17 protein-coding genes are annotated in these 19,870 nt (G+C 66.6%); 7 read left to right on the top strand and 10 right to left on the bottom strand.

Features of this window, described 5'->3' with window-relative positions; translation table 11 throughout:
• Window positions 1–3: 3 nt before the first annotated feature.
• Genes AC07PE_RS05195 through AC07PE_RS05185 form a run of 3 tightly spaced genes read right to left on the bottom strand, consistent with a single transcriptional unit; the run spans window position 4 to window position 3,709 of the window.
• Window positions 4–1,476: a class I adenylate-forming enzyme family protein gene (locus AC07PE_RS05195; protein ID WP_498762226.1), complete on the bottom strand. Its 1,473-nt coding sequence runs from the start codon at window positions 1,474–1,476 to the stop codon at window positions 4–6.
• On the bottom strand, window positions 1,473–2,627 hold the full coding sequence (locus tag AC07PE_RS05190) for an acyl-CoA dehydrogenase family protein (protein ID WP_498762224.1): 1,155 nt from the start codon (window positions 2,625–2,627) through the stop codon (window positions 1,473–1,475). Before AC07PE_RS05190 ends, AC07PE_RS05195 begins: the two co-directional genes overlap by 4 nt.
• A complete protein-coding gene (locus tag AC07PE_RS05185) occupies window positions 2,624–3,709 on the bottom strand; it encodes a substrate-binding domain-containing protein (RefSeq protein WP_498762222.1) in 1,086 nt (361 codons plus the stop codon). Before AC07PE_RS05185 ends, AC07PE_RS05190 begins: the two co-directional genes overlap by 4 nt.
• Before the next feature lie 130 nt (window positions 3,710–3,839).
• On the opposite strand from AC07PE_RS05185, the gene AC07PE_RS05180 reads away from it, so the two are divergent.
• From AC07PE_RS05180 to AC07PE_RS05150, 7 genes are all read left to right on the top strand, one after another.
• A complete protein-coding gene (locus tag AC07PE_RS05180; protein WP_498762220.1) occupies window positions 3,840–5,537 on the top strand; it encodes an OFA family MFS transporter in 1,698 nt (565 codons plus the stop codon).
• A gap of 140 nt (window positions 5,538–5,677) precedes the next feature.
• Window positions 5,678–7,387 (top strand): NAD(P)H-dependent oxidoreductase subunit E, encoded by a 1,710-nt coding sequence (locus AC07PE_RS05175; protein WP_498762218.1) that lies wholly within the window; start codon window positions 5,678–5,680, stop codon window positions 7,385–7,387.
• Window positions 7,384–10,188: a formate dehydrogenase subunit alpha gene (fdhF, locus tag AC07PE_RS05170; RefSeq protein WP_498762216.1), complete on the top strand. Its 2,805-nt coding sequence runs from the start codon at window positions 7,384–7,386 to the stop codon at window positions 10,186–10,188. Before AC07PE_RS05175 ends, fdhF begins: the two co-directional genes overlap by 4 nt.
• A gap of 4 nt (window positions 10,189–10,192) precedes the next feature.
• Complete coding sequence (locus tag AC07PE_RS05165) at window positions 10,193–11,074, top strand: formate dehydrogenase accessory sulfurtransferase FdhD (protein ID WP_498762214.1); 882 nt, start codon at window positions 10,193–10,195, stop codon at window positions 11,072–11,074.
• Complete coding sequence (locus AC07PE_RS05160) at window positions 11,074–11,781, top strand: ABC transporter permease (protein WP_498762212.1); 708 nt, start codon at window positions 11,074–11,076, stop codon at window positions 11,779–11,781. Before AC07PE_RS05165 ends, AC07PE_RS05160 begins: the two co-directional genes overlap by 1 nt.
• Before the next feature lie 23 nt (window positions 11,782–11,804).
• On the top strand, window positions 11,805–12,497 hold the full coding sequence (locus AC07PE_RS05155; protein ID WP_498762979.1) for an energy-coupling factor ABC transporter ATP-binding protein: 693 nt from the start codon (window positions 11,805–11,807) through the stop codon (window positions 12,495–12,497).
• A 17-nt stretch (window positions 12,498–12,514) separates the two neighbouring features.
• Window positions 12,515–13,330 (top strand): ABC transporter substrate-binding protein, encoded by an 816-nt coding sequence (locus AC07PE_RS05150; RefSeq protein WP_498762210.1) that lies wholly within the window; start codon window positions 12,515–12,517, stop codon window positions 13,328–13,330.
• 53 nt (window positions 13,331–13,383) lie between these two features.
• Here AC07PE_RS05150 and AC07PE_RS05145 read toward each other — a convergent pair whose 3' ends face one another.
• From AC07PE_RS05145 to hemF, 7 genes are all read right to left on the bottom strand, one after another.
• Window positions 13,384–14,487: a glycosyltransferase family 9 protein gene (locus AC07PE_RS05145; protein ID WP_498762208.1), complete on the bottom strand. Its 1,104-nt coding sequence runs from the start codon at window positions 14,485–14,487 to the stop codon at window positions 13,384–13,386.
• Between the two features lie 276 nt (window positions 14,488–14,763).
• The gene (gene rng / locus AC07PE_RS05140) at window positions 14,764–16,242 is read right to left on the bottom strand and encodes a ribonuclease G (protein WP_498762206.1); all 1,479 of its coding nucleotides are present in this window, start codon (window positions 16,240–16,242) and stop codon (window positions 14,764–14,766) included.
• Between the two features lie 78 nt (window positions 16,243–16,320).
• Window positions 16,321–16,941: a Maf family protein gene (locus tag AC07PE_RS05135; RefSeq protein ID WP_498762204.1), complete on the bottom strand. Its 621-nt coding sequence runs from the start codon at window positions 16,939–16,941 to the stop codon at window positions 16,321–16,323.
• Window positions 16,942–16,961: 20 nt separating this feature from the next.
• Window positions 16,962–17,432 (bottom strand): 23S rRNA (pseudouridine(1915)-N(3))-methyltransferase RlmH, encoded by a 471-nt coding sequence (gene rlmH / locus AC07PE_RS05130; RefSeq protein ID WP_075793150.1) that lies wholly within the window; start codon window positions 17,430–17,432, stop codon window positions 16,962–16,964.
• A 9-nt stretch (window positions 17,433–17,441) separates the two neighbouring features.
• Complete coding sequence (rsfS, locus tag AC07PE_RS05125) at window positions 17,442–18,149, bottom strand: ribosome silencing factor (protein WP_498762202.1); 708 nt, start codon at window positions 18,147–18,149, stop codon at window positions 17,442–17,444.
• Window positions 18,149–18,826 (bottom strand): nicotinate-nucleotide adenylyltransferase, encoded by a 678-nt coding sequence (locus tag AC07PE_RS05120; protein WP_498762200.1) that lies wholly within the window; start codon window positions 18,824–18,826, stop codon window positions 18,149–18,151. Before AC07PE_RS05120 ends, rsfS begins: the two co-directional genes overlap by 1 nt.
• Window positions 18,823–19,734, bottom strand: a complete 912-nt coding sequence (gene hemF, locus AC07PE_RS05115; protein ID WP_498762198.1) for an oxygen-dependent coproporphyrinogen oxidase — start codon at window positions 19,732–19,734, stop codon at window positions 18,823–18,825. The genes AC07PE_RS05120 and hemF overlap by 4 nt, the downstream gene beginning before the upstream one ends.
• Window positions 19,735–19,870 lie beyond the last annotated feature (136 nt).

Raw genomic sequence — 19,870 nt, 5'->3', positions numbered from 1 at the left:
GCCTTATCTGAGGCGGTGTTTGAGCACCTTGCCGCTGGCTGCTGCCGGCAGCGCATCCATCAACACGATGCGGGCCGGGCGTTTATACGGCGCCAGCCGGGACGCAGCCCAATCCCTGAGCGCATCGACTGAAAGCACACTGCCGGCGACCGGCTGCACGAAGGCCACCACTTCCTCATTGCCATCGGCCAGGGCACGGCCGAGCACCGCCGACTGCGTCACCGCCGGGTGCGCGTTCAGCACCGTCTCGACTTCCAGCGGATAGACCTTGAAGCCGGAGCGGATGATCAGCTCCTTGCTGCGCCCGTGTATGAACAGCGCACCGTCCGGATCCTGGCGCGCCAGGTCGCCGGTGGCCAGCCAGCCGTCTGCGCCCAGCACCGCCGCGGTGCCGGCCGGATCGCGGTAATAACCCTGCATCACGTTCGGACCGCGCACGAACAGCTGGCCATCCGGCTCGTCCACCCGTACTTCGACGCCCGGGATCGCATGGCCGACCGAGGTGTCGGCGCGCGGCGCGTCCAGGCGGGTCTGGCTGACCGTGGGTGCGGCTTCGGTCAGGCCGTAGCCGTTGTGCAGGGGGACGCCGAGCAGCTGCTCTACCTCGCGTTTCAGGGTCGGGTCGAGCGGCGAGCCGCCGGCGTAGGCGAAGCGCAGGGTTGACGCCAGCGGCGCTTGCAGGTCCTCGGCCGCGCACAGCTCCAGCAGACGCGCGTACATGGCCGGCACGCCCTGCACGATGGTGAGGCCGCCGCCACGGATTGCATCCAGCATGGCGCGTGGCGAAAAGCGCGCTTCGAGGCGCAGGCAGGCGCCGGCGTACAAGGTCCCCAGCAGCACTGAGGTCAGGCCGTAGACGTGCGAGACCGGTAGTACCCCATAGGCCAGGTCGCCCGGCGCCAAGCCGCGCAGGCGGCTCGAGACGGCGGCCACGAACAGCAGGTTGCGGTGGCTGAGCATCACGCCCTTGGGCTTGCCGGTGGTGCCGGTGGTGTAGACCAGGGCGGCAATCGGCTGTGCTGCCGCCGGCTCGGGTTCGCTCACGTGCGCGTGCAGGCTGGCCATCAGCCCGCCGTGTGCGTGCGCCTGTGCGCCCGCCTGCGCGGCGTGCGCAGCCGCATCGGGCGAGGCCGCCGCCGTGTACAGCACCACGCGCGCACCGCAGTGCTCGCGGATCGCCTCCAGCTCGGGACCGGTGAGCCGTGCATTCACGTTGACCGACCAGGCATCCAGGCTGGCAATCGCGAACAGCGCGGCCACCTGGGCGATGCAGTTTTCGCTGACCAGCATCACGCGTTCGCCTGGCTGCACCTTGAAGCCGCGCAGCCAGGCGGCGCAGGCGTCGATCGCGCTTTCCAGCTCACGGTAGCTGAGCGTACGGCCATCCTCCTGCAGCGCCGGCGCCTCCAGCGTCGCGGCAGCATGCCCGCGCACGATGGCATCGATGCGCGCCGGGAGCTCGTTCAAATCGATCATCCAGCAGCCCGTTTGATCATGTTGCGCGCAATGACCAACTGCTGGATCTGCGAGGTGCCCTCGTAGATCCTGAAGAGCCGCACGTCGCGGTAAAAACGCTCGGCCGCATAGTCGGACACATAGCCGGCGCCGCCGTGGATCTGCACCGCGCGGTCGGCCACGCGGCCGCACATCTCGGACGCGAACAGCTTGCAGCTGGAGGCTTCCAGCGTGACGTCGCGGCCCTCGTCGCGCAGGCGCGCGGCATCGAGCACCATGCTGCGCGCAGCGTAGAGTTCGGCCTGGCTGTCGGCCAGCATGGCCTGCACCAGCTGGAACTCGGCGATCGGCTGGCCGAACTGTTTTCGCTCCATCGCATAGCGCAGCGCGTCGTCGAGCATGCGGCGGGCCGCGCCCACGCACACGGCGGCGATGTGCAGGCGGCCCTTGTCGAGTACCTTCATCGCGGTCTTGAAGCCGACGCCCTCCTTGCCGCCGATGAGGTTCGCCGCCGGCACCCGGCAGTTCTCGAAGATGAGGTCGCAGGTGTGGGCGCCGCGCTGGCCCATCTTCTTGTCGATCTTCCCCAGCGAGAGCCCGGGTGCGCCGCGCTCGACCAGGATGGCGGAGATGGCGCCGGCATCCTTGCGCGTGGCATCGGTGCGCGCCATCACCGTGAACACGCCGGCTTCGGGCGCGTTGGTGATGAAGCGCTTGACACCGTTGATGAGGTACTCGTCGCCGTCCTTCACCGCGGTGGTGCGCAGGGAAGCCGCATCCGAGCCGCTGTCCGGTTCCGTCAGCGCGAAGGAGCCGATGATCTCGCCCGCGGCCAGGCGCGGCAGCCAGGCCGCTTTCTGCTCGGGCGTGCCGTCGATGACGATGCCTTGCGCCCCGATGCCGTTATTCGTGCCGACCAGCGAGCGGAAGGCCGGCGAGGCATAGGCCAGCTCCATCGCCACCAGCACCTCTTCCTCCATCGTCAGCGCCAGGCCGCCATATTCCTCGGGGATGCACAGGCCGAACAGGCCGAGTTCGCGCATCTGCGCTACGACATGGTCCGGAATGGCGTCGGTCTCGGCGACGATGTCTTCGTTGGGGATCAGCACCGTGCGTACGAAGCGGGCGATGCTGTCCTTCAGCAGGGTCAGGGTTTCATGGTCGCGGATCATGCAGGTCTTTCTGGGAAGGCTTCCTGGATCGATTCGATGCTGCCGGTGCGCGCGGCGTCATAACCGGGCAGGGCGTTCACCAGGCGATGGTAGCCGGGCTGGCGCAGTGCCGCCAGCAGCTGGGCCATCAGGCTGTCCTCCAGCGCGTCCAGGTGGAGGGCGAAAAAATAGCGTTCGCGCAGCAGCGGGACGAAGCCGAGCTTGAACTGCTCGGCCGCCGTGCGCATGCCGATGCCGACGTCGGCCATGCCGCTGGCGATGTAGGCGGCCACCGCCGAGTGGGTGAATTCGGCGCTGTTCCAGCCGTTGATGGTCTCACCGTCGATGCCGGCGCGCTCCAGCATCATCTCGAGCAGCATGCGGGTGCCGGAGCCGGTCTGGCGGTTGACGAAGCGGACACCCGGGCGCGCCAGGTCGGCCAGGTCCTGGATGGCCAGCGGGTTGCCTGGCGCGACCAGCAGGCCTTGCTGGCGTCCGCAGATGTGGACCAGGCAGTGCCGCTCCGGGTCCAGCCAGCGCAGGTAGCGGCGCGCTGTCGCTTCTTCGAATTCGCCTTCCGGCACGTGGAAGCCCGCCAGGTCGCACTCGCGCCGCGCCAGCGCGGCCACGGCGTCCAGGCTGGTGCGGTAGCGCAGCTCGACCGGCAGTTCGAGCTTGTCCAGGTAGCCGGTGAGGGCGGCCACCGCGAAGCCGTGGCTGGCGTCCATGCGGATCGTGCGCAGGCCGACGCCGCGCAGGCGCACCTTGCCCAGTTCCGTCTCCAGCTCGGAGGCCAGGCTGTCCAGGGTCGGCGACAGGCGCGCGGCAATGCGGCGGTCGGCCCACACCAGCTTTTGCGCGAGCAGGGTCAGACGGGTACCGCGTCCGCGCCCGGTCTCGAGCAGCGGTTCGCCGAACAGTTCCTCGGCCTCGCGCAGCACGCCCCAGGCGTAGCGGTAGGACAGGCCTGCAGCCTTGGCCGCGGCGGCGATCGAACCGTGGTCCTGGATCGCCAGCAGCAGCCCCAGCAGCGTCGCCGTGTCGAGCGGCGCGTCATTGTTGAAGCTGATTTCCCAATGCGGGCGAATGTGGACCTTGAGCATGGCTTATATGCTTTAAATAGCCTATTTCTGGCAGGAAGACGCCATGATACGCTCGGCGTTGCAGTAGATGTAAGCCAAAAGTATATGCTTTTTAAAACATATTAATTCGAACAAAAAACACGGAGGAGACATGGCTTTACTCGATAAGCTGGACAAGGAGCACACCATAGCCCGGCCCGGCTTCAACCGCTGGCTGGTGCCGCCAGCGGCATTGGCGATTCACCTTTGCATCGGCATGGCCTATGGCTTCTCGGTGTTCTGGCTGCCGCTGTCGAAAGCGATCGGCATCAAGGAATCGATCGCCTGCCCGGCCGAGATGGGCTTCTTCGACGTCATCACCTCCGCCACCTGCGACTGGAAGATCTCGATGCTGGGCTGGCTGGTCAGCCTGTTCTTCCTGTTCCTCGGCCTGTCGACCGCGCTGTTCGGCGGCTGGCTCGAGCACGCGGGCCCGCGCAAGGCCGGCGTCGTCTCGGCGATCTGCTGGTGCAGCGGCCTGGTGATCTCGGCCCTCGGCATCTACAAGCACCAGATCTGGTTGATGTGGCTGGGCTCCGGCGTCATCGGCGGCATCGGCCTCGGACTCGGCTACATCTCGCCGGTCTCCACGCTCATCAAATGGTTCCCCGACCGCCGCGGCATGGCGACCGGCATGGCCATCATGGGCTTCGGCGGCGGCGCCATGATCGGTGCGCCGCTGGCCGACAAGCTGATGAAGCACTTCGCCACCCCGGCCTCGGTGGGCGTGTGGGAAACCTTCCTGGTCCTGGCCGCGATCTACTTCGTGTTCATGATGGCCGGCGCACTGGCCTACCGCGTTCCCGCAAGCGGCTGGAAGCCGGAAGGCTGGACCGCACCGGTTGCCAAGAGCGGCAACACCATGATCACCAACCGCCACGTGCACGTCAGCCGCGTGTGGGGCATCCCGCAATTCTGGCTGGTGTGGCTGGTGCTGTTCCTGAATGTCTCGGCCGGTATCGGCATCCTGGCCATGGCCTCGCCGCTGCTGCAGGAAGTGTTCGGCGGCCGCCTGATCGGCGTCACCGCCGCCTTCAACGAACTGGACGCCGCGCAGAAGGCGCAGATCGCCACCATCGCCGCCGGCTTCACCGGCCTGCTGTCGCTGTTTAACATCGGCGGCCGCTTCGCCTGGGCCACCTGCTCCGACTACATCGGCCGCAAGATGACCTATTTCGTGTTCCTGGTGCTGGGCTTCCTGCTGTACGCGGCGATCCCGTCCTTCGCGCACAGCGGCAACCAGGGTCTGTTCGTGCTGGCCTTCTGCATCATCCTGTCGATGTACGGTGGCGGCTTCGCCACCGTGCCGGCCTACCTGGCCGACCTGTTCGGCACCCAGATGGTGGGCGCGATCCACGGCCGTCTGCTGACCGCCTGGGCCGCCGCCGGCCTGCTCGGCCCGAACCTGGTCAACTACATCCGCGAATACCAGCTCGCGCACGGCGTCCCCAAGGCCCTGGCCTACGACACCGCGATCTATGCGATGGCCGGCATGCTGGTGCTGGGCTTCATCTGCAACCTGCTGGTGCGCCCGCTGGCCGACAAGTACTTCATGAGCGAGGCCGAGCTGGCGGACGAGAAGCGCAAAGCGCATGACCGCGATGTTGCCGCCTCGGCCGGCAGCCGCGCTGCTGCCGCAGCCGGCGGCGACACCATGGTCACGGGCGTATCCGGCGCTGCCGCCATGACCGCAACCCCGGTCGCTGCCGGCGGTGCGCTGGTCACGCTGCTGGCCTGGGCCGCGGTCGGCATTCCGCTGCTGATCGGTATCTGGATCACGCTGCAGAAGGCGATTGTGCTGTTCAAGTAATCCGCGCCGGTTGAGTGCGTGGGCGGAGGGCCGCCCACCCTACGGCCGGACCGGTAGGGTGGGCACCCCGTGCCCACGCGCTCAACGAACCTCGGCTCCGTCGCACGATCCAACGAAATACGTAATACAGGAACACCGCCATGAACCATCCCGTCATCCCCATTGCCGTGCAGGGCGCCAGCCGCCAGCGCAAGCGCGAAGCCCCGAAGGGCCGCCGCGCCGACCCGCAAGCCCTGCGCGAAGTGCAGGACCTGCTGGGCGACATGCCGCTCCGGCGCGACCTGCTGATCGAGTGCCTGCACAAGATTCAGGACGCGTTCGGGGCCGTGTCCGCCGCCCATCTGGCGGCGCTGGCCCAGGAGCTGAAACTGGCCCAGTCCGAGGTCTACGAGGTGGCCAGCTTCTACCACCACTTCGACGTGCTGCGCGATGGCGAAGTGGCGCCGGCTGCGCTCACCGTGCGCGTGTGCGCGGGGCTGTCGTGCGAAATGGCGGGCGCCGCATCGCTGCTGGACAGGCTGCCGGCCATCCTCGGCGCCGAAGTGCGCGTGCAGGCCGCCCCTTGCGTGGGCCGCTGCGAGCAGGCGCCGGCGGTGCTGGTCGGCCAGCATCCGGTGCCACGCGCAACCAGCGAGGCGGTGCTGGCCAAGGTGACGGCAAACGAGACGACTCATATCCATACGAACCATGACGACTTGGCGGCCTACCGCGCCAAGGGCGGCTACGCGCTGCTGCGCGACTGTGCCGAAGGCCGCCGGGACGTGGAATCCGTCATTGCGGCGCTCGAAGCCTCCGGCCTGCGCGGCCTCGGCGGCGCCGGCTTCCCGGCAGGGCGCAAGTGGCGCATCGTGGGCGCCGAGCCCGGCCCGCGCCTCATGGCCATCAATATCGACGAAGGCGAACCCGGCACCTTCAAAGACCGCGTTTATCTCGAGCGCGACCCGCACCGCTTCCTGGAAGGCGCATTGATCGCCGCCTGGGCGGTCGGCATCGAGACCATCTACATCTACCTGCGCGACGAATACCATGGCCTGCGCGGCATGCTGGAAGCCGAGCTGGCAGCGCTGCGCGCGGAGCCGCCGGTCGCCGACATGCCCGAGCTGATCCTGCGCCGCGGCGCCGGCGCCTACATCTGCGGCGAAGAGTCGGCCATGATCGAGTCGATCGAGGGCAAACGCGGCATGCCGCGCCTGCGCCCGCCCTACGTGGCCCAGATCGGCCTGTTCGGCCGCCCGACCCTGGAGCACAACTTCGAGACCCTGCACTGGATACGCGACATCGTCGAGCAGGGCCCGGAACAATTCGCCAGCCACGGCCGCCATGGCCGCAAGGGCCTGCGCTCGTTCTCGGTCTCGGGCCGCGTGCGCGACCCGGGCGTCAAGCTGGCCCCGGCCGGCATCACGATCGTGGAACTGATCGAGGAATACTGCGGCGGCATGCAGGAGGGGCACCAGTTCTACGCCTACCTGCCCGGCGGCGCCTCGGGCGGCATCCTGCCGGCCGCGATGGGCGACATTCCGCTCGACTTCGACACCCTGCAGCCCTACGGCTGCTTCATCGGCTCGGCCGCGGTAGTGGTCCTGTCGAACCAGGACACGGCCAAGTCCGCGGCCCTGAACACGCTGCGCTTCTTCAAGGACGAGTCCTGCGGCCAGTGCACGCCCTGCCGCGCCGGCACCGCCAAGGCCGTGGCCATCATGGAGCAGCCGGACTGGGATCTCGAACTGCTGGGCGACCTGTCCCAGGTGATGCGCGACGCCTCGATCTGCGGTCTGGGCCAGGCCGCGCCGAATCCCTTCGACTGCGTCATCAAGTACTTCCTGCATGAGCTGAAAGAGGCCGCAAAATGAACGCGAGTCTGCAAACCGTTTCCTTCACGATCAACGGTCGCGAAGTCCAGGCCCTGCGCCACGAAACCCTGATCGAAGTCGCCGACCGCGAAGGCATCGAAATCCCGCGCCTGTGCTACGCCGAGGGCATGGAAGCCGTCGGCAACTGCCGCTCCTGCATGGTCGAGATCGACGGCGAGCGCGTGCTGGCGCCGTCCTGCTGCCGCCATCCCTCGCAGGGCATGAAGGTCACCACCGACAGCGAACGCGCCGTGAAGGCGCAGAAGATGGTGCTGGAGCTGCTGGCCTCGGACATGCCCGAGAAGGATTACACCCGCCACAACGAGGTCGACGCGTGGGCGATGAAGCTCGGCGTCGGCAAGCCGCGCTTCCCGGCCACGCGCCGCGAGCCGCAGCAGGACGCGAGCCACGCCGCCATCACCGTCAACCTCGACGCCTGCATCCAGTGCACGCGCTGCGTGCGCGCCTGCCGCGACGAGCAGGTCAACGACGTGATCGGCCTGGCCTTCCGCGGCCAGGATGCGAAGATCGTGTTCGACCAGGATGACCCGATGGGGAACTCCACCTGCGTGGCCTGCGGCGAATGCGTGCAGGCCTGCCCGACCGGCGCCCTGATGCCGGCGCGCGATGCGGCGCTGAGCGTGCCCGACAAGCAGGTGGACTCGGTCTGCCCCTACTGCGGCGTCGGCTGCCAGCTGACCTATAACGTCAAGGACAACAAGATCCTCTACGTCGAAGGCCGCGACGGTCCCGCCAACCATGGCCGTCTGTGCGTGAAGGGCCGCTACGGCTTCGACTACGCCCACCACCCGCACCGCCTGACGAAGCCGCTGATCCGCCGCGCGGGCGTGCCCAAGACCGGCGACTTCACGATGGATCCAACCACGGTCATGGACGTGTTCCGCGAAGCGAGCTGGGAAGAAGCACTGGCGCTGGCCGGCGGCACCCTGGCGCGCATCCGCGATACGAATGGCAAGCGCGCACTGGCCGGCTTCGGCTCGGCCAAGGGCAGCAACGAGGAAGCCTATCTGTTCCAGAAGCTGGTGCGCACGGGCTTCGGCAGCAACAACGTCGACCATTGCACGCGCCTGTGCCACGCTTCGTCCGTGGCCGCGCTGCTGGAAGGGATCGGCTCGGGCGCGGTCTCGAACCCGGTGATGGACGTGACCCGCGCCGAAGTCGTGATCGTGATCGGCGCGAACCCCACCGTGAACCACCCGGTGGCCGCCACCTGGATCAAGAACGCGGTCCGCACCGGCACCAAGCTGATCATGTGCGATCCGCGCAAATCGGACCTGACCCGCCACGCGCACCGCCACCTGCAGTTCAAGCCCGACACCGACGTGGCCATGCTGAACGCGATGATGCACGTGATCGTCACCGAAGGCCTGGTCGACAAGGACTTCATCGCCAGCCGCACCATCGGCTATGAAGAGCTGGCGAAGAACGTCGAAGGCTACAGCCCGGAGCAGATGGCGCCGATCTGCGGCATCGACGCCGACACCATCCGCTACGTGGCGCGCCTGTACGCGACGTCGAAGGGCTCGATGATCCTGTGGGGCATGGGCATCTCGCAGCACGTGCACGGCACGGATAACGCGCGCTGCCTGATCGCGCTGGCGCTGATGACGGGCCAGATCGGCCGTCCCGGCACCGGCCTGCATCCGCTGCGCGGCCAGAACAACGTGCAGGGCGCTTCGGACGCCGGCCTGATCCCGATGATGTACCCGGACTACCAGCGCGTCGACAACCTCGAAGCGAAGGCACGCTTCGAGCAGGCCTGGGGCATGCCGCTCGACGACAAGCCGGGCCTGACGGTGGTCGAGATCATGGACGAGATCCTGACCGGCGGTATCAAGGGCATGTACATCATGGGCGAGAACCCGGCCATGTCCGACCCCGACGCCAACCACGCGCGCGAAGCGCTGGCCGCGCTCGAGCACCTGGTGGTGCAGGACATCTTCCTGACCGAGACCGCCTACCTGGCCGACGTGATCCTGCCGGCATCCGCCTTTGCCGAGAAGGCCGGCACCTTCACCAACACCGACCGCCTGGTGCAGCTGGGCCGCCAGGCGATTACGCCGCCGGGCGAGGCCAAGCAGGACCTGTGGATCATCCAGGAGATGGGCAAGCGCCTCGGCCTGCCGTGGAACTACGGCCACGTGTCCGAGGTGTTCGACGAGATGCGCAGGCTGATGCCGAGCATCGCCGGCATCACCTGGGAGCGCCTGGAACGCGAGGACGCCGTGACCTACCCGTGCTCGGTCGAGGGCGACCCCGGCCAGCCGGTGGTCTTCGTCGAGGATTTCCCGCGCGGGCAGGGGGCCGAGAAGGGCAGGGCGCGCTTCGTCCCGGCCGACATCATCCCGGCCAACGAACGTCCGGATGCCGAGTACCCGATGGTATTGATCACCGGGCGCCAGCTCGAGCACTGGCACACCGGCAGCATGACGCGGCGCGCCGGCGTACTGGATGCGCTCGAGCCGGATCCGGTCGCGCTGGTGCACCCGCTGGACCTGGAAGCGATGGGAGGCCGGCCGGGCGACGTCATCACGATCACCTCGCGCCGCGGCGAGGTGACCCTGTATGCACGGGCCGACGACAGCTCGCCGCGCGGCGCCATCTTCGTTCCGTTCTGCTACTACGAGGCGGCCATCAACCGCCTCACCAACTCGGCGCTCGACCCCTTCGGCAAGATTCCCGAGTTCAAGTATTGTGCGATCAAGGTGAGCATGGGCGGGAAGGTGGAGCACCAGGGTTCCTACGGTGGCGGCCAGATTCTGGCGCCCGTGGCAGAATAGCAAGATGAACGAGCAACGCTATCGACCCGAGCTATCCCAAGCAAGCGCCAGCCTGACCCATGAAGTGACGGCGATCGACGAGCGCGGGCGCCGCTCTGCCTTGCACATCCCGGCCGAGCGCCCGCTGACGGTCTATGTCGACAAGCGCGAACTCGTGACCCTGATGACCCTGGGCGGCGCGCCCGAAGCGCTGACCCTGGGTTACCTGCGCAACCAGCGCCTGGTGCGCTCGCTGGAAGACATCGTCTCGATCCAGGTCGACTGGTCGGTGGACGCGGTGGCGGTGGTGACCCGGAACGGCATCGCCGGCATCGAGGAACGCACCGCAAAGAAGGTCGTCACCACCGGCTGCGGCCAGGGCTCGGTGTTCGGCGGCCTGATGGACGAGGTCGACCAGATCCAGCTGCCGCCCGAGGCGCGCCTGACGCAATCGACCGTCTACCGCATCGTCGAGACCATCCGCACCCAACAGTCGGTCTACAAGCAGGCCGGCTCGGTGCACGGCTGCGCGCTGTTCTCGAACAGCGGCGAGCTGCTGTACTTCGTCGAGGACGTCGGCCGCCACAATGCCGTCGACGCCATCGCCGGGCTGATGTGGCTGGACGGGATGCGCGGCGAGGACAAGGTCTTCTACACCACCGGGCGCCTGACCTCGGAGATGGTGATCAAGGGCGCCCAGATGGGCATTCCCTTCCTGCTGTCGCGCTCGGGCACCACGCAGATGGGGCATATGGTGGCCGAGAAGGTCGGCATGTCGCTGCTGGCGCGCTGCACCGGACGGCACTTCCTGCTGCTGTCGGGCGCCGGGCGGCTGGTGTTCGAACCCGAGATGCTGGACGAGCTGGAGGCCGCGCGCATGCGGCAGATGGCCTCAGCCGCCGTCTGATGCCCCTGCTCGACGCCACACTGCGTGCCTTCGCCCTGCTGTTCAGCGGCGATCCCGACCTGTGGCGCATCATCTGGGTCTCCCTGAAGACCAGCGTGGTCGGCCTGGTGCTGGCCACGCCGCCCGCCGTGCTGCTGGGCTACCTGGTCGCCATGCACCGCTTCCGCGGCCGCCGCATCGCGATCTGGCTGGCCCAGGCCGCGCTCTCGCTGCCGACGGTCCTGATCGGCCTCTTGCTTTATTTGCTGCTGTCGCGCCATGGCGCGCTGGGCGGACTGCAGTGGCTGTTCTCGCAGCCGGGCATCATCGCCGGGCAGTTCGTGGTGGCGCTGCCGGTGCTGCTGGCCTTTACGCTGGCGGCGGTGCAGGCGATCGACCCGCGCTATGCCGAAACCGCGATCGCCCACGGCGCCTCGCGTATCCAGGTGATGACGCGCGTGCTGCACGAGGCGCGCTTCGGCGTGATGGCGGCGGTGCTGTCGGGCTTCGGGCGCGTGATCTCGGAAGTCGGCTGTGCGCTGATGGTGGGCGGGAATATCGAAGGCGAGACCCGCACCATCACCACCGCCATCGCACTTGAGACCAGCAAGGGCGAGTTCGCGCAGGGCATCGCGCTGGGCATCGTGCTGGTGACGATCGCGCTGCTGATGAACGGCGTGCTGATGCTGCTGCAGGGCGACGCGCACGTTGCCAGGGACAGGCCATGATCCAGCACATCACACTGCAGGGCATGCTGGGCGCCACCCAGGCACGCACCGGCGACGAGCGCCGCAAGTCCCTGCTGGGGGTGAAAGGCCTGCGCAAGCGCCATGGCGAGCGTCTGCTGTTCGACATCGGCTGCATGGAGATCGCCACCCACAGCGCCTACGTGCTGACCGGGATGAACGGCGCCGGCAAGAGCACCCTGCTGCGCGTGCTGGGCGGCCTGGAACGCGCCGAGATCGACAGCCTGCGCTTCGAAGGCGTCGAGGAGCGTCCCTACCCGTATCCGCGTGCGCTGCGCGAATCCATCGTCTACGTGCACCAGCACCCGGTCATGTTCTCGACCAGCATCGCGCACAACATCGGCTACGGCCTGCAGGTGCGCGGCGTGCCGAAGGCGGAGGCGGCGCGCAAGGTCGAGGAAGCGATGGCATGGGCCGGCGTGGCCCACCTGCAGGACGTCGAGCCGGGCAGGCTGTCGGGCGGCGAGCGGCAGCGGGTGGCGCTGGCGCGCGCCAAGGTGCTGTGCCCGAAGCTGCTGCTGCTCGACGAGCCGACTTCCAACCTGGACGGCCAGGCGCGCGAGCAGGTGATCGAATTGATCCCCACCATGGTCGAAGCAGGCGGCAGCGTGGTCGTCGCCTGCCACGACCGTGACCTGATTGGACTGCCCGGCGTGCAGCGGCTCAAGCTGCGCGAGGGGCAACTCGAAGTTCGTTGACAACAAGGAGAACACACATGCAACGCCGATTATTCAGTATCGCCCTCGTCCTGGGCACCACTATCGGGATGTCGTACGCGCCGGCCCAGGCACAGCAGGTTCTACGTTTGTCCACCACCACCAGCACCGAGAACTCGGGCCTGCTGGCCTACCTGCTGCCCAGCTTCGAGCAGAAGTACGGCATCAAGGTCAACGTGATCTCGGTCGGCACCGGCAAGGCCCTGGAACTGGGCAAGAACGGCGACGTCGACGTGACCCTGGTGCACGCGCGCCAGCTCGAAGACAAGTTCGTGGCCGAGGGCTGGGGCATCGACCGCCGCGACGTGATGTACAACGACTTCATCGTGGTCGGACCAAACGCCGACCCGGCCGGCGTCAAGGGCAGCCACGACGTGCTGGCCTCCTTCAAAAAGATCGCCTCCACCAACGTGAAGTTCATCTCGCGCGGCGACAACTCCGGCACCGACGTGATGGAGAAGGCCTACTGGAAGGAGGTGGGCGCCAGGCCGCAGGGTTCGAACTATGTATCGGCAGGCCTGGGCATGGGCGAGGTGCTGAACATGGCGGCCGAGATGAACGCCTACACCCTGACCGACCGCGCCACCTACGGCGCCTATAAAGCCAAGACCGGCCTGGCGATCCTGGTCGAAGGCGACAAGCGCATGTTCAACCCCTACGGCATCATTGCGGTGAACCCGGAGAAGCACAAGGGCGTGAACTACAAGGGCGCGACGCAGCTGATCCAGTGGATCACGTCGGCGGAGGGGCAGGCGAAGATCGCGGCGTTCAAGCCGGCTGGGGAGCAGTTGTTCTTCCCGTCGGCAGCCAGGTAAGCAAAGCAAAAGGGCCGCATCGCGGCCCTCGTCATTTCAAGCGCGCGAAAAAATCACGCCAGCGCGTGCATCACATCCTGCACCGGAATCGCCTTCACCCAGTCGCGCCGCTGATGCGCGGTGATGACGGTGCTGTTGGCCTTGTCCACCGGCGCCCATTCCGGCGTCTTCTGGCGCATCAGCGCCACCACCGGCACGCTGACGGCGTTCGCCAGGTGCATCACGGCGGTTTCCACCGAGACGATCAGGTCGCACTGGGCCAGCATGGCCGGCAGCTGGAAGAAGTTCTCGTTGGCGCTGAACAGCTCGGTGCGGTCCAGCTTTCGCTCGGCCAGCATGGTCTTCACGCGCTCGACTTCCTGCGGCACCGCGTTGACGATGAAGCAGGCGTCGCGCCATTCCGGCTGCCCGCGCATGGTGGTGATCAGTTCGGCCACGCGCTCGACCGGCCAGCAGCGCTTGCGGGTCTTGGCGAAGGGGTTGATGAAGACCAGCTTGCCCTGGCGCTTGTCGAAGCCCCATTCGTGCAGGCGGGCCTTGGCGCCGTCGACGAAGCGTTCCGGGATGTGGACGAAGGGAATCCGTTCGCGCGGCGGGATCTCGACCCCGGCCAGCTGGCGGAACCATTCGGCGTGCACGTCGCTGATGTGCGGCGCGGCGGCGCGGTCGGCCACGTCCGGATCGAGGGCGGCGTCCAGCTTGCGGTAGGTGAAGTAGTGCGGCAGGCCGGACAGGCGCATCGGCTTCTTCAGGCCGACCACGAAGCCGTCCGGGCTGATGCGGCGCGCCAGGTTGGCGTAGAAGTGCGGGCGCAGGGTGCCGAGCGAGACCACGATCGGGTAGTGCTCCTCGCGGGCTTCCTTGATCGAGGCTTCGAACAGCTCCGGCGAGTAGTTCTGCTTGTAAGTCTTGTCGATGAACTCGCAGGCGTCGAGCCAGTCGTACAGCACGTTCTTTTTCAGGTGCGGCCATTGCGACGCGTCGCTGGTGCGGCGGACCTCGTCGACCCACAGGTGCAGCTTCAGGTGCGGGTAGGCCCGCGCGAACGCCTGGAAGCAGTTCTGCAGATACGTGTAGTCGCCCAACGCCAGGTGGGCGATGAACAGGATCTTGTCCGACTTCTTCAGCAAGTCGGATGGAATGAGTGGGTCGTTCATTGTCTCTTACGGGTCGCTAGTCAGCTCCAAGCCTACGCCACCGCTGCCATCAAGGGCAGCGCCAAGCGGTCGGCTGGTCGCTTCTGCATGCATATGCCTGAAAACGCGATACCGCCAACTCTCGAAATATCAGCAAATTGTCACAAATTGTAGTCCAAACTCGCCAATTGCGTTGGCCGTATCTGGATTTTTAACGGTATTGTCCTGTAGCAGCAACATCGTCTGAACACTATGACAAATGCATGAGATTCAGTCGGCGAACCTGACGCGTAAAGATCACATCAGGATTACGTCGTACTGCTCCTGGTGATAGCCTTTTTCGACTTGCAGCGAGATTTTCTTGCCGATGAAGTCGCCCAGCATCGCCAGGTGCTGCGATTCTTCTTCGAGGAACAGGTCGACCACTTCCTGCGAGGCCAGGATGCGGAACTCGCGCGGATTGAACTGCTTGGCTTCGCGCAGCAGCTCGCGCAGGATTTCGTAGCAGATCGTGCGCGAGGTTTTGACTTGCCCCTTGCCGCTGCAGGCAGGGCAGGGCTCGCACAGGATGTGGGCCAGCGATTCACGGGTGCGCTTCCGCGTCATCTCGACCAGGCCCAGCGCCGAGAAGCCGCTGACGGACACCTTGGTGCGGTCGCGCGACAGGGTTTTCTTGAGCTCCGCCAGCACGGCGTTGCGGTGCTCGTTGTTCTCCATGTCGATGAAGTCGAGGATGATGATGCCGCCCAGGTTACGCAGGCGCAGCTGGCGCGCGATCGCGTGCGCGGCCTCCAGGTTGGTCTTGAAGATGGTGTCGGCGAAGTTGCGCCCGCCGACGAAGCCGCCGGTGTTGACGTCGATGGTCGTCATCGCCTCGGTCTGGTCGACGATCAGGTAGCCGCCCGACTTCAGGTCGACGCGGCGGCCCAGCGCGCGCAGGATTTCTTCTTCGACGCCGTAGAGGTCGAACAGCGGGCGCTCGCCGGTGTAATGCTGCAGACGCGACAGCACGCTGGGCGTGTAGATCTGGGCGAATTCGACCAGCTTCAGGTAGTTCTCGCGCGAGTCGACCAGGATGGCGGCCGTTTCGTCGTGCACGAAGTCGCGCAGCACGCGCTGGGCCAGGTTCAGGTCCTGGTACAGCAGGCTGGTGGCGGGACGGGTGCGTGCGCCCTGCAGGATCGCGTTCCAGGTCTTGCGCAGGTAGTCGATGTCGGCCGCCAGGTCGGCGTCCGAGGCATCCTCGGCCTGGGTGCGCACGATGTAGCCGCCTTTTTCCTCCGGCGGCAGCAGGCCCTGCATGCGCGCGCGCAGGGCTTCGCGCTCGGTTTCCTTCTCGATCTTCTGCGAGATGCCGATGTGCTTGTCCTGTGGCAGGTAGACCAGCATGCGCCCGGCAATCGAGATCTGCGTCGACAGGCGCGCGCCCTTGGTGCCGATCGGGTCCTTGATCACCTGCACTGTCAGCACCTGGCCGTCGAACAGGATTTTTTCGATGGGAGTCGGAGCGGCGTTGCCGTTGCCGCCGCCATTGTTGTCGTGCGGACGGGCTTCCCAGATGTCGGCCACGTGCAGGAAGGCGGCGCGTTCCAGGCCGATGTCGATGAAGGCGGACTGCATCCCCGGCAGTACCCGCACGACCTTGCCCGAATAGACATTGCCGGCCAGGCCGCGGGTGAGCGTCCGCTCGATGTGCAGCTCCTGCACGGCTCCCTGTACCACCAACGCCACGCGCGTTTCCTGTGGGGTGATATTGATCAGGATGTCTTCAGTCATGAGGCCCGGCCGTGCGTTTATTGTTCAGGATGACATCATACACGGTGGCCGGGCCCTTCGGAGGGCAGGAAGGGGTGTTCAGAGGAACTCGACGCCAGCCTTCTTCAACAGCTGCGCCGTCTCGAACACCGGCAAGCCCATGATGCCCGAGTGGCTGCCTTCGATATGCTCGATGAACAGCGCCGCCAGGCCCTGGATGCCGTAGGCGCCGGCCTTGTCGTAGGGCTCGGGGGTGGCGCAATAGGCCTTGATGGTGGCCGGGCTCAGTTTCGCAAAGCGCACGTTCGACACCTGCGTGACTTGTTCGGCCAGGTCGATGTGGTGCAGCGCGATCGAGGTCAGCACCTGGTGGGTACGGCCCGACAGGCGTTCCAGCATCGCGACGGCTTCGTCGGTATTGGCCGGCTTGCCGAGGATCTGGCCGTCGATGGTGACGGTGGTGTCGGCCGACAGCACGGGACGCAGCGGCATGCGGCGCAGGGCCAGGATCTTCCAGGCGAACGCGCCCTTTTCGCGCGCTACCCGGGCTACATAATCGAGCGGCGCCTCGCCCGGATGCTCGGCCTCGCTGACGTCAGGACCGCGCGTCGAATCGGCACGCAGGCTGAGCAGTTCGAATTCCACGCCGACCTGGCGCAGCAGTTCGCGCCTGCGCGGGCTCTTCGAGGCTAGGTAGATTTTTTTATCGAGCAGTTTCATCGGGAGAGGAAGCGGGCTTCCTAGACGCGGTGGTAGGGGTGGTTTTGGGTGATCGACCACGCACGATATAACTGTTCCGCAAGCATCACGCGCACGATTCCGTGCGGAAGCGTCATGCTGGAAATGCGGATCAGCCCATCGGCGCGGGCTTTCAGTTCGGGATCGAGGCCGTCGGCGCCGCCGATCAGGAAGGCGACGTCGCGCCCATCCTGCTGCCAGGCTTCCAGCTGCTGCGACAGGCCGACGCTGGTGAGGTCCTTGCCGCGCTCGTCGAGGGCGATGATGCGCACCCCCTTCGGCAGCACGGCTTCGATGCGCTCGCGCTCGAGCGCCATCGCGGTGGCCGCGGTCTTGCTGCCCGAACGTTCGACCGGCTTGATTTCCTTGAGCACGATGCGCAGCTCGGGCGGCATGCGCTTCACGTACTCGGCGAAACCGGTCTCGATCCAGGCCGGCATCTTGTGGCCGACCGCGGCAATGATCAACTGCATTGAAACGGTTTACTCTTCAGTCTTCTTGATGCGGCGGATGACCTTCTTGGCCGGTGCTTCGGCGGCCGGGGCTGCAGCCTTGGTCGCGCGCTTCGGTGCGGCGGCCTTGGCAGCCTTGGCGGCAGCGGCGGAGGCGGCGGCGGTCTTCGAGACAGCCACTTTCACGCGGGCGCCGGTCGGGATCTTGGCGGCCGGTTTCTTGGCAGCGGCGGTTTCGCCGGCGGCGGCCTTCGATGCCGCGGTAGCGCGCTTGGCGGCCGGCTTCTTCTCGACCACCGGCTTGGCTTCCGGCTGTTCCTGGTTGGCTGCCAGGTGCTTGCCCTTGCCCTTCGGCGCCGCGGCGGCTTCCTGGCCTTCCACGGTCGACTTGCGCTTGGCGGCGCCCAGCTTGACCGGCTTCTCGCCCCAGATTTCTTCGAGACGGTAGTACTGGCGGATTGCCGGCTGCATGATGTGGACGATCATGTCGCCCAGGTCGACCAGCACCCATTCGCCGGTGTCTTCGCCTTCGAGGCCGACGACATCGCCGCCTGCTGCCTTGACCTTGTCGCGCACCGAGGCGGCCAGCGCCTTGGTCTGGCGATTCGAAGTACCCGAGACGACGGCGATGCGGTCGAACAGGCTGGTCAGGTTGGTCGTGTCGAACAGGGCGATGTCCTGGCCCTTGACGTCTTCGAGGGCGTCGACGACGAGCGATTGCAGTTTCTTGATGTCCATTAGCTCTTGTATAAGTTGTGTTGTTGAATATAGTCTAGCACTTGCGGCGCAAGGAGCGCGCTTAGCTTTGCCCGCTCAGTTGCGTCCGTGGCCGCGCCCGCGTGCAGGGCTGCGCGCACTTCGGTGGCCGAGATATCGACCGCCAGCGTGTGCACCAGGCAGACCCGTCCCGCCTTGCTTTCGCGTACCTCTTGCGGGGTGGCGAGACGCGGCGCCAGTTCCCGCGACACCGCGGGCGGAAGCAGCGCGGCATCGAGTTCGTAGCCGGGGCGGGCGGCGACACCGAAATTCGCCAGCGCGAACAAATCCTGCCAGTCGACCCAGCTATCCAGTTTCTGAAGCTGGTCGGCGCCCATCAGGAACACGATCGAGGCATCGGGTCCGAGTTCGGCGCGCAGCTCGCGCAGGGTCTCGACCGTGTAGGTCGGGGTGTCGCGCTCGATTTCGCGGGTGTCGACCACGGGCTTGATGGCGGCCTTGTCGAACGCCAGTTTCAGCATCGCGACGCGGTCGGCATCGCCGGCCTCCAGGCCGGCCTTCTTTTGCCACGGCTGCCCGGCCGGCAGGATGCGCAGCTCGTCCGGGTGAAGCAGGTGCACGAACAGATCGGCCAGCGCGACGTGGCCGTGATGCACCGGGTCGAAACTGCCTCCCAACAGGGCAAGGCAAAACTTCACGGGGTCAGCCAATCCCGATGCGGAAGGAAGTCGCTGTACAGCGCGGCCTCGGGGCTGCCCGGTTCGGGATGCCAGTCGTAGCGCCATTTCACGATCGGCGGCATCGACATCAGGATCGCCTCGGTGCGTCCCCCCGACTGCAGGCCGAACAGGGTGCCGCGGTCCCACACCAGGTTGAACTCGACATAGCGCCCGCGGCGGTAGGCCTGGAACTCGCGTTCGCGCTCGCCATAAGGCTGGTCCTTGCGCGCCGCGACGATCGGCAGGTAGGCATCGAGGAAACCGTTGCCTACCTTTTGCACCAGCGCGTACGACTGCTCGAAACCGAGCTCGTTGAAGTCGTCGAAGAAGATACCGCCGACGCCGCGCGCTTCCTTGCGGTGCTTCAGATAGAAATAATCGTCGCACCAGCGCTTGAAGCGCGGATGCAGGTCCTCGCCGAAAGGCGCCAGGGCGTCGTGGCAGACCCGGTGAAAATGCCGCGCATCTTCTTCGACGCCGTAATAGGGCGTCAGGTCCATGCCGCCGCCGAACCACCACACCGGCTCTTTTCCTTCCGCGGTCGCCTCGAAGAAGCGCACGTTCATGTGCACGGTCGGCGCGTAGGGATTACGCGGGTGCAGCACCAGCGAGACGCCCATCGCTTCCCAGGCACGGCCCGCCAGTTCCGGCCGCGCGGCCATCGCGGAAGGCGGCAGGCTGGCGCCGCGCACGTGCGAGAAATTCACGCCGCCGCGCTCGAACACATTGCCTTCCTCGATCAGCCGCGAGATGCCGCCGCCGCCCTCGGCACGTTCCCAGGTGTCGCGCAAAAACGGCTTGCCGTCGACTTCCTCGAGCGCCTGCACGATGCGCGCCTGCAGGTCGAGCAGCCAAGCCTTGACGGCGGCAGGGTTCGGGGTGGACATGTGGGAATGGGGTGTGGGCTGAAAAATGAACGGGGGATTGTACACTACTGCCCTTGCCACCGTCATTACTGGATTGCTGTCGTCCCCGCCAGCGTCGCCGTCATTCCCGCGAAGGCGGGAATCCAAGTTCGGCGCG

The organism is Telluria sp. GW821-FHT07G12, assembly GCF_059418525.1.
This window is presented reverse-complemented; position numbering and strand designations above follow the sequence as displayed.

Excerpts from the sequence above, each read along its gene's own strand:
- AC07PE_RS05165 (WP_498762214.1), top strand. The coding sequence starts at position 10,193 with ATGAACGAGCAACGCTATCGACCCGAGCTATCCCAAGCAAGCGCCAGC.
- AC07PE_RS05175 (WP_498762218.1), top strand. The coding sequence starts at position 5,678 with ATGAACCATCCCGTCATCCCCATTGCCGTGCAGGGCGCCAGCCGCCAG.
- AC07PE_RS05135 (WP_498762204.1), bottom strand. The coding sequence starts at position 16,941 with ATGAAACTGCTCGATAAAAAAATCTACCTAGCCTCGAAGAGCCCGCGC.
- AC07PE_RS05185 (WP_498762222.1), bottom strand. The coding sequence starts at position 3,709 with ATGCTCAAGGTCCACATTCGCCCGCATTGGGAAATCAGCTTCAACAAT.
- AC07PE_RS05155 (WP_498762979.1), top strand. The coding sequence starts at position 11,805 with ATGCTGGGCGCCACCCAGGCACGCACCGGCGACGAGCGCCGCAAGTCC.
- fdhF (WP_498762216.1), top strand. The coding sequence starts at position 7,384 with ATGAACGCGAGTCTGCAAACCGTTTCCTTCACGATCAACGGTCGCGAA.
- AC07PE_RS05180 (WP_498762220.1), top strand. The coding sequence starts at position 3,840 with ATGGCTTTACTCGATAAGCTGGACAAGGAGCACACCATAGCCCGGCCC.
- AC07PE_RS05195 (WP_498762226.1), bottom strand. The coding sequence starts at position 1,476 with ATGATCGATTTGAACGAGCTCCCGGCGCGCATCGATGCCATCGTGCGC.
- rlmH (WP_075793150.1), bottom strand. The coding sequence starts at position 17,432 with ATGCAGTTGATCATTGCCGCGGTCGGCCACAAGATGCCGGCCTGGATC.
- hemF (WP_498762198.1), bottom strand. The coding sequence starts at position 19,734 with ATGTCCACCCCGAACCCTGCCGCCGTCAAGGCTTGGCTGCTCGACCTG.
- AC07PE_RS05150 (WP_498762210.1), top strand. The coding sequence starts at position 12,515 with ATGCAACGCCGATTATTCAGTATCGCCCTCGTCCTGGGCACCACTATC.
- rsfS (WP_498762202.1), bottom strand. The coding sequence starts at position 18,149 with ATGGACATCAAGAAACTGCAATCGCTCGTCGTCGACGCCCTCGAAGAC.
- AC07PE_RS05190 (WP_498762224.1), bottom strand. The coding sequence starts at position 2,627 with ATGATCCGCGACCATGAAACCCTGACCCTGCTGAAGGACAGCATCGCC.
- AC07PE_RS05145 (WP_498762208.1), bottom strand. The coding sequence starts at position 14,487 with ATGAACGACCCACTCATTCCATCCGACTTGCTGAAGAAGTCGGACAAG.
- rng (WP_498762206.1), bottom strand. The coding sequence starts at position 16,242 with ATGACTGAAGACATCCTGATCAATATCACCCCACAGGAAACGCGCGTG.
- AC07PE_RS05160 (WP_498762212.1), top strand. The coding sequence starts at position 11,074 with ATGCCCCTGCTCGACGCCACACTGCGTGCCTTCGCCCTGCTGTTCAGC.